The sequence below is a fragment of the Streptomyces sp. NPDC005262 genome (assembly GCF_042872425.1).
GTDB lineage: Bacteria > Actinomycetota > Actinomycetes > Streptomycetales > Streptomycetaceae > Streptomyces.
The window spans coordinates 133,494-149,588 of record NZ_JBIAKK010000009.1 but is presented as its reverse complement, the minus strand read 5'-3'; the positions used below and the strand labels follow the sequence as shown (position 1 = coordinate 149,588).

Annotated in this window: 10 protein-coding genes and 1 pseudogene; 3 read left to right on the top strand and 8 right to left on the bottom strand. The window is 69.8% G+C overall.

Annotated elements, in window-relative coordinates; all coding sequences use genetic code 11:
• Positions 1-52: 52 nt before the first annotated feature.
• The 3 genes from ACFYP5_RS22875 to ACFYP5_RS22865 all read right to left on the bottom strand — a co-directional run bounded on the left by ACFYP5_RS22875 (position 53) and on the right by ACFYP5_RS22865 (position 3,830).
• A complete protein-coding gene (locus ACFYP5_RS22875) occupies positions 53-1,036 on the bottom strand; it encodes a carbohydrate ABC transporter permease (protein WP_389038965.1) in 984 nt (327 codons plus the stop codon).
• A complete protein-coding gene (locus ACFYP5_RS22870; RefSeq protein ID WP_389038963.1) occupies positions 1,033-2,124 on the bottom strand; it encodes an ABC transporter permease in 1,092 nt (363 codons plus the stop codon). Before ACFYP5_RS22870 ends, ACFYP5_RS22875 begins: the two co-directional genes overlap by 4 nt.
• Positions 2,125-2,225: 101 nt before the next feature.
• Positions 2,226-3,830: an extracellular solute-binding protein gene (locus ACFYP5_RS22865; RefSeq protein WP_389039288.1), complete on the bottom strand. Its 1,605-nt coding sequence runs from the start codon at positions 3,828-3,830 to the stop codon at positions 2,226-2,228.
• 572 nt (positions 3,831-4,402) lie between these two features.
• Here ACFYP5_RS22865 and ACFYP5_RS22860 point away from each other — a divergent pair.
• Positions 4,403-7,273, top strand: coding sequence for a glycoside hydrolase family 3 C-terminal domain-containing protein (locus ACFYP5_RS22860; protein WP_389038960.1), 2,871 nt, complete (start codon positions 4,403-4,405; stop codon positions 7,271-7,273).
• Positions 7,274-7,334: 61 nt separating this feature from the next.
• The gene (gene yicI, locus ACFYP5_RS22855) at positions 7,335-9,620 is read left to right on the top strand and encodes an alpha-xylosidase (protein ID WP_389038958.1); all 2,286 of its coding nucleotides are present in this window, start codon (positions 7,335-7,337) and stop codon (positions 9,618-9,620) included.
• Positions 9,621-9,862: 242 nt separating this feature from the next.
• On the opposite strand, the gene ACFYP5_RS22850 is transcribed toward yicI, so the two are convergent.
• From ACFYP5_RS22850 to ACFYP5_RS22840, 3 genes are all read right to left on the bottom strand, one after another.
• Positions 9,863-10,411, bottom strand: a complete 549-nt coding sequence (locus ACFYP5_RS22850) for a DUF4232 domain-containing protein (protein WP_389038955.1) — start codon at positions 10,409-10,411, stop codon at positions 9,863-9,865.
• Positions 10,412-10,823: 412 nt separating this feature from the next.
• Positions 10,824-11,222, bottom strand: coding sequence for a DUF6221 family protein (locus ACFYP5_RS22845; protein WP_389038952.1), 399 nt, complete (start codon positions 11,220-11,222; stop codon positions 10,824-10,826).
• 162 nt (positions 11,223-11,384) lie between these two features.
• Positions 11,385-12,752: a cytochrome P450 gene (locus tag ACFYP5_RS22840; RefSeq protein ID WP_389038949.1), complete on the bottom strand. Its 1,368-nt coding sequence runs from the start codon at positions 12,750-12,752 to the stop codon at positions 11,385-11,387.
• Between the two features lie 356 nt (positions 12,753-13,108).
• Between ACFYP5_RS22840 and ACFYP5_RS22835 the strand changes: the two are divergent.
• Positions 13,109-13,756: pseudogene (locus ACFYP5_RS22835) on the top strand (ThuA domain-containing protein); the annotation flags it as partial.
• An 89-nt stretch (positions 13,757-13,845) separates the two neighbouring features.
• On the opposite strand, the gene ACFYP5_RS22830 reads toward ACFYP5_RS22835, so the two are convergent.
• Both ACFYP5_RS22830 and ACFYP5_RS22825 read right to left on the bottom strand, forming a co-directional pair.
• Entirely contained in the window at positions 13,846-14,691 is an 846-nt protein-coding gene (locus ACFYP5_RS22830; protein ID WP_389038946.1) for a hypothetical protein, read from the bottom strand.
• A complete protein-coding gene (locus ACFYP5_RS22825; RefSeq protein WP_389038943.1) occupies positions 14,691-15,977 on the bottom strand; it encodes a VWA domain-containing protein in 1,287 nt (428 codons plus the stop codon). Before ACFYP5_RS22825 ends, ACFYP5_RS22830 begins: the two co-directional genes overlap by 1 nt.
• Positions 15,978-16,095: the final 118 nt, after the last annotated feature.

Below are 16,095 nucleotides of genomic sequence, written 5' to 3'. Positions count from 1 at the left end.
GGAGAGGGAGAGAACGAAGGAAGCGGTGGGGTCCCGGAGCGTGTGGTGCCTGTCAGCCCTTCACGGCGCCGGTGAGCATGCCCTTCTGGAAGTGCTTCTGGACGAACGGCGACAGCACCGCGACCGGGATCAGCGCCAGCACCATGACCGCCATCTGTACGGCGAGACTGTTGATCGCCCCGCTGCTGACCGCCGCGCCCATCGCGCCCGGCGGCACCTGGTGCTGGAGGACGAGCTGGCGCAGGATCATCTGGAGCGGGTACTTGTCGCTGTCCTGGATGTAGAGCATCGCGTTGAACCACTGGCTCCAGTAGCCGACCGCGTAGAACAGCGAGATCACGGCGATCACCGCTCGGGACAGTGGCATGACGATCTGCAGCAGGATCCGCCACGCGCCCGCGCCGTCGATCCGCGCCGCGTCGATCAGTTCGGGCGCGGTGTCCATGAAGAAGCCGCGCAGCACAAGGATGTTGAAGACGCTGATCGCGCTGGGCAGGATCATCGACCAGTAGCTGTTGCTCAGTCCGATGCCGGTGACCAGCAGATAGGTGGGGATGAGCCCGGCGCCGAAGAACATCGTCGCCATCAGTGTCATCAGCAGTTTGCTGTGCGCGAAGGAGTCCCGCCGGCTCAGCCCGTATGCGCAGAGCACCGAGATCACCATGCTGAACGCCGTACCGACGAGGGTCAGGCCGACGCTCACCAAGGCCGCCCGGGTGACGGCGCCGCCGCCGAGCAGCTCCTTGTACGCGACGAAGGTGACGGTCCTCGGCCAGACGACCAGACCTCCCGCGTCGTTGATCGTCTTCGTGTCGGAGAGGCTGGTGACGACCACCACCCACAGAGGTACGAGCACGATCGCGCAGATCGCGACGAGACCGAAGCCCTTGAAGGCCAGACCTGCCTTGGTGGGCTCCTCCTCCCACACCGGGCGGGGCTCGATCCGCAGTGCGCGCTGGAGCGGTGACTCCTCGGGTGTCGTGGAGGGCTGCTCCGGCCGGGTGTTGTCCTTGTCCGTTTCCAGGAGAGTCGTCATTTCTTGGAGTACACCCCCTGCTCGCCCAGCATGTGAGCGACCTTGTTCGCACCCAGCACCATGGCGACGCTGAACAGTCCCTTGAAGATTCCGGCGGCGGCCGCGTAGCCGAAGTCACCGGTCTTGATGCCCGTCCACCAGATGTAGGTGTCGAGGATTTCGGAAGCGCCCGGACCGACCTGGTCGCGCTGGAGCAGGATCTGCTCGAAGTCGAGGTTGAGCGCACTGCCGACTCGAAGGACGAGCAGCAGGGCGATGACCGGACGTAGCGCGGGCAGTGTGACGTGCCACATGCGGCGCCAGCGCCCCGCACCGTCGACGGCCGCCGCCTCGTACAGATCGGTGTTGACGGCGGCGAGCGCGGCGAGGAAGACGATCACGCCCCACCCGGCGTCCTTCCACACGGCCTGGGCGGTGACCAGGAACTTGAAGAAGCTCGCATTGGTCATCAGGTCGAAGCCCTCATGGCCGTGTTCGCGCAGCCACTGCGCCACCAGGCCGGCCCCGCCGAACATCTGCTGGAAGACCGTGACGACGAGCACCCAGGAGAAGAAGTGCGGCAGATAGACGACGGCCTGCACCCAGGCCCGTACCCGCGCACTCATGATCGTGTTGAGCAGCAGGGCGATGGCTATCGGGATGGGGAAGAAGAGGAGCAGCTGGGTCAGGAAGATGACCAGCGTGTTGATCAGGACCTGCCAGAAGCGGTAGTCCTCGAAGATCCGGGTGAAGTTGTCGAAGCCGACGAAGGGGCTGCCGGTGATGCCCAGGTCGTACACGTCGTAGTCCTGGAAGGCCACGATGTTTCCGAGCAGCGGGATGTAGTTGAAGATCAGCAGCAGAGCGATGGCGGGCAGTGTCATCAGGACCAGCGTGCGGTCCCGGCGCAGACGCAGGCGCCAGGTGATGCCGCCTGCCGCCGGTGGGGTCCTGTCCGCGGCCGGGGGCTTGCTGCCGCTCTGCCCGCCGCCCGCGGTGCCGTCGCTGTCCTCGCTCCTGCTGTCCTCGCTCCCGCCGTCGCCGATCGGGCCCGTCGCCCGGTCGGCCGCTCGGTCCGCTTCGGTCGCAACCGTGGCCCGTGGCTTCACCGTGTGCTCCCCATGTCGTGCTCTCCGCCCTGGCCGCCGGGATCCCTGTGCCCGGCGGCCGTCTCGCTGTCGTACCTACGGGTCCGTGTCCGTCGTACGCGTCAGTTGCCGGAGCCGTTCTTGTCGAGAATGTCCTGGTACCAGTCGCGCAGCTTGTCGCCGCCGCTGTTCTTCCACGTCGTGACCGCGGCGTCGACGTCGCTGACCTTCTTGCGGCCGCGCCGGATGTCCTTCTGCAGGTCGTCGAAGGGCGTGTACAGAGAGGCGTACCGCTGCGGTTCGACGATCTGCATGCCGAAGAAGAGCGGCTTCCTGATGTTCGGGGCCTGGCGTGCCATCCAGCCGGCGTAGTCCTTCACCAGCTGCGGCTCGTCCGGGAAGGCGATGGTGTGCGGAGGCGAGGCGAGGAACAGGAAGGTCGCGGGCTGGGCTTCCTGGATGCCCTGTGGGGTGAAGGTCGGCACTCCTTCCTTGATCGTGTAATGGGTGTCCTGCACGCCGTAGTTGGTGAGCATGAACTCCTTGGTGCCGTACGGCGCCGCGGCGAAGTCGGCGATGCCGAGGAACTCCTCGATCTTCGCCTTGGGCAGCGACTTGCTGAGGAAGGTGAAGATGCCGGCCGGGTCGTCCTGCCAGAGGACGGGCTTTCCGCCGTCCTGGTCGAAGAAGTCCAGTGCCTGCATGTCGAACTTCGGGTTGGCGGCGGCCTGCTCGGTGACCATGCCCTTCCAGCCGCCGGTGCCGTCGTTGTACATCAGGACGTGTCCGCCGGTGAAGCGGATCTTGGAGTCGGCGTCCTTGCCGGCCTCGGCATCCGGGTGGACGTACCCGCCGTCGTGGAGTTTGCGGGCGAAGGAGAGCGCCTCGCGGTACTCCTGCGTCTCGATCTTGTGGACGAGCTTGCCGTTCTCCAGCTGCCAGTAGTGCGGGGCGTCCGGCAGCAGCCCGAAGATCTTCTGGATGCAGGTCCACAGGTCGTCGAAGGCCCAGACCTTCTTCTTCGCGTCCGTGTACTCCTTGCCGAAGGCCAGCAGATCGGCGGCGCTGCCGGGGACGGCGCCGGAGCCGATCAGGTCCTTGCGGTAGAAGATCGCGTTGCCGATGACGGGCGAAGGCATGGGCAGACCGCGGAGCTTGCCGCCGAAGACGGAGTACTGCCAGGCGCCGGTCGGGATGTTCGCCAGGTTCGGGTACTTCTTGATCGCGTCACCGGCCAGGTAGGGGCTCAGGTCGGCGAACTTGGCGGTGATCGCGTTGCGGATCTGGCCCTGCATGTTCCAGCCGGGAATGGTCACGACGTCCGGGATGTCGGAGCCGGCGAGGACCGCGCCGATCTTGTCCTGGTACGTGTTGCCGTCCTGCGGGCCGAAGTTCAGCGTCGCGCCGACCGCCTTGTTCACGGCCGTGTAGTACGGGTTGTTCTTCTTCGGGACGGTGCCCCACAGCGGAGTCATGATCCGGAACGCGGAACCCTTGCCCGGTGCGGACTTCACCGAAGTGGCCAAGGGGTCCGGCAGCTTGGTGAAGCCGGGGCTCGAACCGTTGACGCTCGCCACGTCGGGCTGGACCAGGTTCGACGGGATGTAGTTCGGCAGGATCTTCTTGAGCGCCTTGCCCGTCGTCGTACCTTCCTTGCTCCCGGAACCGGAGCCGCCGCCGCAGGCGGCGAGCAGCGGCACCCCGCCGGCCACGGCGACCGCGGCCACAGCGCTCGAAGCGAGAAAGCTCCGTCGGCTCGGGGCGGTGGAGGCGGGGGAGGAATTCGGCGTCATTGCGTCAACCCTTCGAGGCGCACCAGGACGACACACGGCGGGCGACCGCCGTTCGGCTCCTGTGTCTGAGGTGGGGCGTTGCTGGCTGAGCCGGATGGGCCGGTGGACCGGAGGGACCGGTGGAACCGGCTGAACCGGCCGAGGTGAAGCGGTTCAACAAGAAGGTGACACGGTGACAGAACGCGTCACCGTCCCGGGAGATCAAGGAGATTGCGGGCGACCGGCACCCCATCGAAACTCTGTCGAAGCGCTTCGATGTTGCAGCGAGGTTAAGTGAAGGGCTCCGGAGGCACAAGAGTCCGTTTCCAGATTCCTCCGAGCTGTCTCCGAACCGTTTCCCGGTGTGATCGCGCCCGGTTGGCCATGAATGACGAGGTTGCACCCTTGACACCCACAGGGGTTGACGCAGAGCATCGAAGCGCTTCGAAGGATCTTCCGAGGCCTGGACGAATCCTCAGCAGGCCCGGACCTCGCGAAACCTCCCACCTCTCCAAGGGGACCCGCACGTGACCGAACAACCGCAGCCCTTCCGCGACCCGCAACTGCCGTTCGCCCGGCGCATCGACGATCTGCTTCAGCGGCTCACGCTCGACGAGCGGATCGCGATGCTGCACCAGTTCGCACCCGCGGTCGACCGGCTCGGAATCGGTGCCTTCCGCACCGGCCAGGAGGCACTGCACGGCGTGGCCTGGATGGGCCCCGCGACCGTCTTCCCGCAGGCCGTCGGCCTGGGCGCCACCTGGAACGACGACCTGGTGCGCCGGGTCGGCGAGGCAGTCGGCAACGAGGTCCGGGCCAAGCGGGCCAAGGACGACCGGGTCGGCCTCAACGTCTGGGCCCCGACCGTGAATCTTCTGCGCCATCCGTTGTGGGGGCGCGGCGAGGAGGGGTACGCGGAGGACGCCGCCCTGACCTCCGCGATCGCCGTCGCGTACACCCGAGGACTGCGCGGCGACCACCCGCACTACTGGCGCACAGCCCCGGTGCTCAAGCACTGGCTCGCCCACAACAACGAGACCGACCGGGACACCTCCTCCTCGTCGGTCCGCCCGAGGGTGCTGCACGAGTACGACCTCCGGGCGTTCCGCGACGCCGTGCGGGCGGGCGCGGTGGCAGGTGTCATGCCCGCCTACAACCTGGTCAACGGGCGGCCCAACCATGTCTCGCCGCTCCTGTCCCAGCAGCTGCGACGCTGGACCGAGCAGTCGCTCGTGGTCTGCTCCGACGCCGGGGCGCCGTCCAACCTGGTCGACTCCGAGCACTACTTCGACACCCACGAAGAAGCCACGGCCGCCGCGCTGAAGGCCGGAGTCGACAGCTTCACCGACCACGGCCAGGACTCCACCGTCATGACCGGCCGCATCCACCGGGCACTGGAGCAGGGTCTCCTCGATGAGTCCGACATCGACACCGCGGTCCGCCGTCTGCTCGAACTGCGCTTCTCGCTGGGCGAGTTCGACCCCGGACTCGACCCTTACGCGGACACCACCGCCTTCGACAGGGCCGAACACCGGGCGCTCGCCCAGGAGGCCGCCGAACAGGCCGTGGTCCTGCTCAAGAACGACGGTCTGCTGCCGCTCGACCCCAAGGCGCCCGGCACGATCGCGGTCGTCGGCCTGCTCGCGGACGCCTGCAAGCTCGACTGGTACAGCGGCACACTGATCCACCGGTCCACCCCGCTCGACGGAGTGCGGAACCGGTTCGGCGCGGACCGGGTGACGTTCGCGGAGGGCGCCGACCTGATCCGCCTGAAGTGCGCGGCGGGCTGGCTGCAGATCCCCGATGCCGGGCCCGGCACCGGCGCCGGCCAGGGCGGGGAAGGCGCCCTCGACCCGGCGCTCCTCGCCGGCCGCACCGACCTTCCGCCGCTGACGTGCGGCGACACCCCGTCCGAGCTGGCGCTCGTCGACTGGGGCAACGGTGTGCTCACCTTGCGGGAGCCCGACGGCCGCTATCTGTCGGTCGCCGAGGACGGTTACGTACGCGCGTCCGCGGACGAACCCGGCGGCTGGATCGTCCAGGAGACATTCCGCTGGGAGAAGGTGGAAGGTCACGCCGGGGGGCACCGCCTTGTGCACATCGGAACGGGTGGGTACGTCTCGGTTGCCGCCGACGGCGTGAAGGTTGCCGGGGTGGACGAAAAAGTTTCCGGACACGCCGGGGCCGCCGCCGTCTTCGAGATCGAGGTCGTCGAGCGCGGCGAGGACGCGGTCGCCCGCGCGGCCGAGGACGCCGACACCGTGATCGTGGTCGTCGGCAACGACCCGCACATCAACGGCCGCGAGACCGAGGACCGCACCACCCTCGACCTGCCCGCCCACCAGGAACGCCTCTGGCGCGCCGCGCACGTCGCGAATCCACGCACCGTGCTGGCGGTCACCTCCGCCTACCCGTACGCACTCACCGGCGCCGCGGCCGCACTCCCCGCCCTGCTCTGGATCGCGCACGGCGGCCAGGCGGCCGGGACCGCGCTCGCCCGGATCCTGTCCGGCGACGTCTCCCCGGCCGGCCGGCTCCCGCAGACCTGGTACACCTCCGACGCGGAGCTGCCCGGCCTGCTCGACTACGACATCATCGGCTCACGGCAGACGTACCTCTACTACGAGGGCACGCCGCTCTACCCGTTCGGCCACGGACTGTCGTACAGCGCGTTCACCTACACCGGGCTGACGGCCGAGCGTGACGGTGACCGGCTGCACGTGTCGGTGACCGTCACCAACTCGGGTGTCGTCGCCGCCGACGAGGTCGCCCAGCTCTACGTGCGAGCCGTGGCACCGTCCGTCGTCAGGCCCCTTCGTCAGCTCGTCGGCCACCGGCGTCTGCATCTCACGCCGGGTGCCGGGCTGCGCATCGAGTTCGCCGTCCCGGTGACCGAGCTCGGCCACTGGGACGTGGCGCACGGCCGCTGGACCGTCGAGTCCGGTGCGTACGAAGTCCAGGCCGGAGCCTCCTCCGCGGACATCAGGCTCACCACCGTCGTCACGGTCGACGGCGAACCGTCCGGCCCCCGCCCTGTCCTGCACCACGGACTCGAAGCGGCCGACTACGACGAGCAGTTCGGCACCGAGATCGTCGACCGCACGAAGACGGACGGTGACGCCGTCACCGCTACCGTGCCCGGGAACGAACTCCTCTTCCGGCGGTGCGACTTCGCGGCCGGTACCCGCGCCGTCGAGGTGTCGGCGGCGGGGGAGGGATTCGTGGAGATCACGGTCGACGGTCGCACGACGACCGTAGGAATCCCCGCCACCGACGGCCCCTACGACTACCGCAGCCACGAGACACCGCTGACCGCCTCCGGCGTGCGCGACGTACAGGTCGCGCTCCGGGGCACGGTGCGTCTGGCCGGAATCGCCTTCACGGGAGCAACCGAGTGACCCTGCCGTACCCACGTCCTGACTCTCACCTCCGTCCAGTTGCCCCCGGCAAGGAGTCCTCATGAAGTTCACCGACGGCTTCTGGCTGATGCGGGAGGGCGTCCGCGCCTGCTACGCGACCGAGATCCGCGACCTGCGGGTCGACACCGACCAGTTCACCGCCTACGCCGCGGTCAAGCAGGTCCAACGGCGCGGCGACACCCTCAACACCCCACTCATCACGGTCGATTGCTTCTCCCCGGCCGAAGGGATCATCGGCGTACGCACCACCCATCACGCCGGCAAGGTCAACCACGGACCGGACTTCGAGTTCCCCGGCCTCGACAACGCGACCGCCGCCGCCCGCACCCGCCGGGACGGCGCGGTCACCGAACTGACCAGCGGCCCGCTGACGCTCCGCATGGACGGCGAAGGACCGTGGGGCATGACGTTCCTCGACGCCCGGGGCCGCCGCCTGACGGGAGTGGACAGCAAGGGCACCGCCTTCGCCACCACTCCCGACGGTGCCCATCACATGATCGCACAACTCGCCCTGGACGTCGGCGAGAACATCTACGGACTCGGCGAGCGCTTCACCCCGTACGTCAAGAACGGTCAGACCGTCGACATCTGGCAGGCGGACGGCGGCACCAGCAGCGACCTGGCCTACAAGAACATCCCGTTCTACCTCTCCTCGCGCGGCTACGGCGTCTTCGTCAACCACCCCGGCAAGGTCTCCTTCGAGATCGGCTCGGAGTCGGTCGGCCAGGTGCAGTTCAGCGTCGAGGACCAGTCGCTGGAGTACTACATCGTCGCCGGGCCGACGCCGAAGGACATCCTGGCCCGCTACACCGCCCTCACCGGCCGGCCCGCGCTGCCCCCGGCCTGGTCGTTCGGCCTCTGGCTGACCACCTCGTTCTGCACGTCGTACGACGAGGAGACCGTCACCTCGTTCGTCGACGGCATGGCGGTGCGGGACATCCCGCTGTCGGTCTTCCACTTCGACTGCTTCTGGATGCGCGAATACCAGTGGTCGGACTTCCAGTGGGACCCGGACGTCTTCCCCGACCCGGTCGGCATGCTGGCCAGGCTCAAGGAACGCGGACTGCGCATCAGCATGTGGATCAACCCGTACATCGCCCAGAAGTCACCGCTCTTCGCGGAGGGCGCCGAGCACGGCTATCTGGTGCGCCGTCCCGGCGGCGACATCTGGCAGTGGGACCTGTGGCAGCCCGGCATGGCACTCGTCGACTTCACCAATCCGGCCGCCCGCGAGTGGTACGACGCCAAACTGCGGGTCCTTCTCGACCAGGGCGTCGACTGTTTCAAGACGGACTTCGGCGAGCGGGTGCCGACGGATGTCGTCTGGCACGACGGCTCCGACCCGGAGCGGATGCACAACTACTACGCGCAGATCTACAACCGCACGGTCTTCGAACTCCTGGAGAAGGAGCGCGGGCACGGCGAAGCGGTGCTCTTCGCCCGGTCGGCGACGGCGGGCGGCCAGCAGTTCCCGGTCCACTGGGGCGGCGACTGCTTCGCCTCGTTCACCGCGATGGCGGAGTCGCTGCGCGGTGGTCTGTCGCTGTCGCTCTCCGGCTTCGGCTTCTGGAGCCATGACATCGGCGGTTTCGAGGGCACCCCAGACCCCGCGGTGTTCAAACGGTGGCTCGCCTTCGGCCTGCTCTCCTCGCACAGCCGGCTGCACGGCAATGTGTCGTACCGCGTGCCGTGGGCGTTCGGCGACGAGGCCGTGGACGTGGCCCGGAAGTTCACCCTCCTCAAGCACCGCCTCATGCCGTACCTGTACGGGGTGGCGGCCGAGGCCCACCGCACGGGCATCCCGATGATGCGGCCGATGCTGCTGGAGTTCCCCGCCGACCCGACCACCCGGATGCTGGACCGCCAGTACATGCTCGGTCCGGACCTGCTGGTGGCCCCCGTCTTCACGGAGGACGGCCAGGTCGAGTACTACGTCCCCGAAGGCACCTGGACCCACCTGCTGACCGGCGAAACGGTAACCGGACCGGCCTGGCGCCACGAGACGCACGGCTTCGACAGCCTTCCGCTCCTGGTCCGCCCCGGCGCGGTACTCCCGTGGGGCGCGGACGACCAGCGCCCGGACGGCGACTGGCTGGACGGCCTGACGCTGCGGGCTTTCGGCCCGGCGCCATCGACCACCGAAACGGTTGTCACGTTGGTGGACCTGACGGGCACCGCCGCGGCCGCCTACCGGGTCGTACGGGACAGCGCCTCAGGCTCGACACGGGTCACGGCCGAGGGGACGGACCGTCCCTACCGCGTGAGCGTGGAGGAGAGCGGGGCGACGGGGCAGGGAGCGGGGACGGTGGAGGTGACGGCGGTCTGAGGGGCGCGCGACGCCCGCACGGACGTGCCCTCGGCCCGCGCCACGGGGGCGGGGCGAGGGCACACCGGCGCGCCGGCCCCGAGGGCTGCCACGTTGTCCCCGGTGGATCGGACCGCGGCGTCGGATGCGGTGCACCGCAAGGCGGAGGGGCGTCCTCGTACCGGTCGTGTGCGGGCGTCCTGACAATGCAGCGAGGTGCCGTAGCGGTCGGCTTGCGCCCGCCAGGGATGACGGGACAGCCCTCAGCCCAGGGCGTCCGTCAGCGCCGAGGAGGCGGCCGCCGCCGAACCGTGCCAGAGCGTGGTGATCGGCTCCCAGACGTGAATCCCCTGCGGCATGCCCACGGCGGCCGCGCCGAAGGTGACCCCGTGGTGCGAGGGATCGGCCGACACACTCAGGGTGCCGACGAAATGCCCCTCGGTACTCGCCGGGTCAGCGGTGCGGAGGGCGGCGTACGCCCGCCCGCCGCGGGCGAGCGTGTACGGGCCGCTCCCGGCGGGCGGCACGGTCTGGGCGGAGCCGTCGAGCCCGGCGAAGGTGATCGTCGGAATCCTGTCCACGACGCAACGGGAACCGCCATGGTTGGTGACGCTGATGTGCACCACGTTCTCCCGGCCACCGGGCGCCGCCTTCACAGCGAGGGCCTTCTCCGGACACGTGCCGAGCCGGCCGAGTCCCGCCGAGTGCGCGGTGCCGACCCCGGCCGAAGCGCTGGTGGCGGCCAGCAACACGGCGGTCGCTGCGGCGGCCGGGACGGTGAATGCGGAGGTCGGAGGGCGGCGGAGACGCATGGTGTTGCTCCCGGTTGCTCGACGGCCTGACTGCGGCGGGGTGCCCGGCGAAGGTCTGGTGCGGACGGACCAGATCAGTATCTGCCGTCCGGTTGCCGCCTGCCCGCTGTCAGGACGGCGAGCCTTCGGCGGGAGAGCGCGGAGGTGGGGAGAACCGGCCGGAGGTCCCCGGCCGGGCCCGTGGTGGCCGCAGTGCACGGCGAAGGGCTGCGCCACGGAGGACGGCACATCTGTGGTTGCGGAAACGAGCTGTCATTCCGTCCACGTACCCGCCCTCACCTGCGGGCTCGACGCGGTGCGGCCCGGAGCGCGGCCGTCCGGCTCGGTGAGACGCACGCCCGCGCAGCCCCTTCCACGCCGACGGCCGGTCGACCCGGCGTGCCCGGTGACGCCGCGTCACACGGACGGTCGATCACTGGGTGAACCGTGGCAGCCACTTGGCCTGGTAGTCGGGGTGCCCGGCGTCCTCCGCGGCCATCTGCCGTACCACGAAGCCCAGTCCGACCGCGCGGCCGGAGGCGAAGTCGTGGTGGGGCCGGTCGATGTCCAGGGCGGCTACCTCTTCGTACTCGTCCAGCAGGACCCTGCTCGTCTCGACCCGGCGGAGCGTGCGCGCGGGATCCTGCAGGGCGATGTGATCGTCGTAACCATGGGTCCGAAGGCTGAACGCGATGGCGCCGGTGCGGTCATGGACCTCTCCCGGCGTCTCGGCCGGGCACCGCCAACTCTGGCCGCCGGCCGCTCGCGCAACCTGTTCCTCCTCGGCCAGGCGCGCCCGCACGAAGGCCACCATCTCGGAGTTGTCAGTCATCGGGTTCCGCATCCTCCGCCGTCAGGTACGGCCCCGCACCGGCGTGATCATCCACGGAGCCCGGGGCCGGACTACTCGTTCAGCACGAGGATGCCGTACGGCGGAAGGCGGTTGCACACCGAGCCCGCGACCGTTCCGCCATACGGACACACTCCCGCCGGACTACCGGGCCCGTACCGTCGCCATGACATCCCGGTCCGGCTGGAGTGTCAGCGTGGGCACGGGGTTGACGTCGCCCGCGTCCACGTCCAGTTCGAACCGGCGCGCCAGCACCGCCAGGATCAGCACGGCCTCGACCATCGCGAACCGTGTACCGAGGCAGACCCGGGGGCCGCCGCCGAACGGGAACCAGGCGTACTCCGCCATCTCGTCGCCGCTCTCGGCGTCCCAGCGTTCCGGGCGGAACTCCTCCGGCTCCGGGAACCACCGCTCGTCGCGGTGCGTGGCCCACTGGCTCGTCCACACCCTGGTGCCCTTCGGCATGTCCACGCCGCCGATTCGCGCCCCCTCCTTGGCGACCCCGGTCACCAGCCAGATCGTCGGGTACAGCCGCAGCGTCTCCTTGACGACGGCCTGGGTGTACGTCAGTCGCGCGTAGTCGTCGAACTCCGGTTCCCGGTCGCCGAGCACCCGGTCCAGCTCCTCGGTGAGCGCGGCGCGCGCCTGCGGGTTGCGGGACAGCAGGTACCACGCCCAGACCAGGGTGGAGCTGGTGGTCTCGTGCCCGCCGATGTAGAGGGTGACGGTCTCGTCGCGGATCTCCTCGTCCGTGAGCTGCGCACCGGTCTCGTCCACCGCCGTCAGCAGCCGGCTCAGCAGGTCGGGGCGCTCGCCGTCCCCGTCACGGTGCCGGGCCACGACCCGGCCCACCTCGGCGTCGATGACCGCGGCGGCCTTCTTGATCCTGGACCGGCCCGGCGTCGGCACCCAGTCCGGGAGCAGCGCACCGATGCCGCTGAACTCCTTGCCGATCTCCTGCTGGGCGACATCCATCGCCCTCCCCATCGCCTCGGCGTCCGCCGGGGTGTCCACCCCGAAGATGGTGCGGACGGCGATCCGCTGCGTCAGCGCGGCCATCTCCCGCTTGATGTCGATGCGTTCACCGCCGGACCAGGTGTCCGCCAGCTCCACCGTGCTGCCCGCCATCGTCGCCGCGTACGACCGCACCTGCTTCGGCCGTACCGACGGCTGCACCAGCGAGCGCTTCCGCCGCCAGTCCGGACCGCGTGCCACCACCACACCGTTGCCCATCACGGTGCGGAACGCGATGCCCAGCGCCGGCTGGTCGAAGGTGCGTTCCGTCTCGGTGAGCAGCTCCCCTATGCACTCCGGATCCGCCAGGAAGACACAGGAGTTGGGGCCGAATCGCCAGCTGACCATGTCCCCGTACCCGCGCAGCCGCTCGAAGAACGCCAGCGGGTTCTTCCCGAACTGCGGCAGATTCCCGAGAAACGGCAACCCTTTGGGGCCCGGTACGGGCATGTGGCCGCGCGGCTCGGCATCGACGGCCGGGCCGGTCTCCGTGGACATGAAAGGTCTCCGCTCGCTGGTGGCGTACCCGGATCCGGTACGCGGCGACATGACTGGACTGCACGGTGGCCGAGGGGCCGGGAAGCCCATCAGCCTTATGGAGTACGTGAGTTGTCGAGAGTAACCGTGCCGGGTTACGGGAGTGCGGCCGGGCGTGCCGCGCTCCCGCCCTTGCGCCGGCACGCTCTACGCGGACCCCGCCGGCTGCAACCCCGCGTACACCCCGCCCCGCCCCACCAGCTCCTCCAGCAGCTGGATCCAACCGTCCCCGGCCCCGTCCGTGCGCCGGTGAAGTCGTGGTCTCCCGGCGGGCATGATGAGGGGCGTCCCGCCCGATCCGGCCTCCGGAGCACGTGATGGCGTCGCGCAGTCTTCCGAAGATCCTCGTCTTCACCCGTACCACCGCCTACCGGCACGACTCGATCCCTGACGCCGTCACCGCGTTCCGTGAACTCGGTGACGAGCAAGGCTTCGCCGTCGACGCGACGGAGGCGCCGGACGTCTTCGAGAGCGGGCTCGCCGGCTACGCCGCCGTGGTGTTCCTCTCCACCAGCGGGGAAGTCCTCACCCGTGCCGGGCGCACCGGACTTCGGGCGTACTGCGCTGCCGGCGGAGGGTTCATGGGGGTGCATGCCGCGGCCTGCACGGAGTACGAGTGGCCGTTCTACGGCGAACTCCTCGGAGCCAGGTTCGACCGCCATCCCGCCCTCCAGCCGGGAACGGTGATCGTCGAGGACCACGGTCACCCCGCGACCGCGCATCTCGGTGCCACCTGGGAGTTCACCGACGAGTGGTACGACTTCCGGGCGAACCCGCGGGGCAGTGTGCGGGTGCTCGCCCGCGCCGACGAGTCCACGTACGAAGGCGGCGGCATGGGAGCCGACCACCCCCTTGTCTGGTCCCATGAACATGCCGGCGCCCGGGTCTTCTACACCGCGCTCGGGCACACCCGCGAGGCGTACCTGGACCCCACGTTCCGCGCCCATCTCCTCGGCGGGCTCCGTCATGTCGGCCTGTCGCGCCACGGCGCCCCCGCCCCGGAAATAACGGGCGAAGGCGCCGTGGAGCAGGCCGGAGTGCGGCCGAAGGGCGGTCAGACGCGCGGCGGGACCCGGGACGGGCGGCCGCTGCCGCGGGTCAGGGAGTAGCCGAACACGGCCGCCAGCGCCCCGAGGACGCCACCGCCGACGGTCCAGATCCAGCGGTCCGTCCACCAGCCGGAGGCCCAGCCGTCGTCCGGCTCGCTGCCGAGCGACACCCGCGTGGTGGACTCGTCGCCCGAGGACGCGTCGTCGGACGTCTGCCGCACGGAGGACGCACCAGGCACCAACGGCTCGCTCAGTGCGCCGTCGACGTCATGGGCTCCGCCCTTGTCGGCCGCCGTCACCTCGACCTCGGTCCGCACCGGCTGCCCGAGGTCCGCCGACGGCAGATCGACGACGGTGAGGCGTACGTAGTAGCTGCCCGGCAGCGGATCGTCGGCCCACGGTTCGGACCAGGCACGGACGGTCCGCAGGACGCAGGAGAGTTCGACCGTCGACGCGTCCGCGGCCGCCTTCCTGGTCTGGTGGCCGTACATGCAGGCCTGCCGGCGCCGCAGCCCGTCGTACACATCGACCTGCCAGGTCGACACGCCGTGCCGGGTGGCGCTCTCGGGCAGGGTGACCGTCGCCTTGACGGTGGCTCGCTGGCCCGCGTCGGCGGGGAACACCCAGTACAGGTAGTCACCCGTGGACGCCCCGGCGGTGGCGCGCTGGTTCTGCTGGATCGCCGTGGCGGTACGGAACGTGGTGCCCGCCTCGGTGGGACCCGTACCGCCGTCGGACGCGCTCGGGCTCGGGCTCGCGGACGGGTCGTCGGCCGCGGCCGCCCCCGCCGACGTCAGCAGGGCGCACCCGGCCAGCAGCGCACCCGCGAGTACTCGTCTTGTACGCACCATCAGTTGGTCCTCCATACGGCGATGCGCCAGCGCGAGATCCAGCCGATGAGCAGACCCGCGATCAGTCCGGTCAGGACGAGTACGCCCAGCAGCCACCAGCCGCGGCCGAGACCGAACGCGGCGGCGTCGGCCGCGTCGTCCGGCGCGTCCACCACGTCGACGGTCAGCTCGACCGGCATGCCCGGCGAGGTCTTGACGGAGGCGGGGGCCGAGAAGGAGTTGCTCAGCTGGAGGCAGACGGTCTCCGCGGCCGGCGTGTCCTCGCCGTCCGTGCTGTCCGGGTCGTCCTGCTCGGCCTTGGGGTAGCGCAGACCGGACGAGATCGCGTCGGTGCGGCCGGTGCCGGACTCCGATCCTCTGACGATCTCTCGGCCGTGCACGGTGACGGCGCGCAGCAGCACGCCGTAGTCGTTGTTGACGGCTCGGTCCGCCGACACACTCACCGAGGCGCGCAGCTCCTGACCCGGCAGCACATCCACCCGGTACCAGCGGTGTTCGCCGAGCTTCTCGCGGTCGGTGTAGAGACCCGCCTTGAGCTGCGGGGCGGCGGAGCAGCTGGCCGCGCCCTCGGTCGCCACCGGGGTGACGACGGGCTCGGCCGCCCGGTCCACCAACTGGGTGACCCGGTCGGAGAGTTCATTGGTGTGCTGGACGGCCGTGTACGTCCCGCCGGTCGCCTCGGCGATGCAGGTGAGCTGCTGGCGGATCTTCGCGTTCGGCACCAGGCCCAGTGTGTCGATGACGAGGTGGATGCCGCGGGCCGCGATGTCGCGTGCCACCTCACACGGGTCGAGCGGGCCGCAGGTGTCCTCGCCGTCGCTGATCAGGACGATCCGGCGGGTGGAGTCGCCGCCATCGAGGTCGTCGGCTGCGCCCAGCAGGGCCGGGCCGATCGGGGTCCAGCCGGTGGGAGCCAGGGTCGCGACCGCGGTCTTCGCCTCGGTGCGGTCGAGCGGGCCGACCGGGTAGAGCTGCTTGGTGTCCTTGCAGCCGACCTTCCGGTCGTCGCCGGGGTAGTCGGCGCCGAGGGTCCGGATGCCGAGCTGCACCCGCTCGGGCACCGCGTCCAGAACCTCGTTGAACGCCTGCTTCGCGGCGGTCATCCGGGACTGGCCGTCGATGTCACGGGTCCGCATGGAGCCGCTGACGTCGAGTACCAGCTCGACCTTGGGGGAGGCTTTGGTGGGGGCTTCGTCGGCCGCGGCGGGGAGGGCCGTGCCGAGCCCGGCGGTCAGGGTGGCAAGCAGAATGCCCACCCCGACCGTCAGCCTTCTTCTTATGATCATCGCCGGATACTAGTGAAGATCACATGGCATTCCCAAACCGGCAGTCATGCCCGTCCGCGCTTGATGACACATGCGCGACCGGGGCGGCTCAACCCGGTGAACGCGCGGGGTCGCCGCG

Excerpts from the sequence above, each read along its gene's own strand:
- ACFYP5_RS22825 (WP_389038943.1), bottom strand. The coding sequence starts at position 15,977 with ATGATCATAAGAAGAAGGCTGACGGTCGGGGTGGGCATTCTGCTTGCC.
- ACFYP5_RS22840 (WP_389038949.1), bottom strand. The coding sequence starts at position 12,752 with ATGTCCACGGAGACCGGCCCGGCCGTCGATGCCGAGCCGCGCGGCCAC.
- ACFYP5_RS22850 (WP_389038955.1), bottom strand. The coding sequence starts at position 10,411 with ATGCGTCTCCGCCGCCCTCCGACCTCCGCATTCACCGTCCCGGCCGCC.
- yicI (WP_389038958.1), top strand. The coding sequence starts at position 7,335 with ATGAAGTTCACCGACGGCTTCTGGCTGATGCGGGAGGGCGTCCGCGCC.
- ACFYP5_RS22845 (WP_389038952.1), bottom strand. The coding sequence starts at position 11,222 with ATGACTGACAACTCCGAGATGGTGGCCTTCGTGCGGGCGCGCCTGGCC.
- ACFYP5_RS22875 (WP_389038965.1), bottom strand. The coding sequence starts at position 1,036 with ATGACGACTCTCCTGGAAACGGACAAGGACAACACCCGGCCGGAGCAG.
- ACFYP5_RS22830 (WP_389038946.1), bottom strand. The coding sequence starts at position 14,691 with ATGGTGCGTACAAGACGAGTACTCGCGGGTGCGCTGCTGGCCGGGTGC.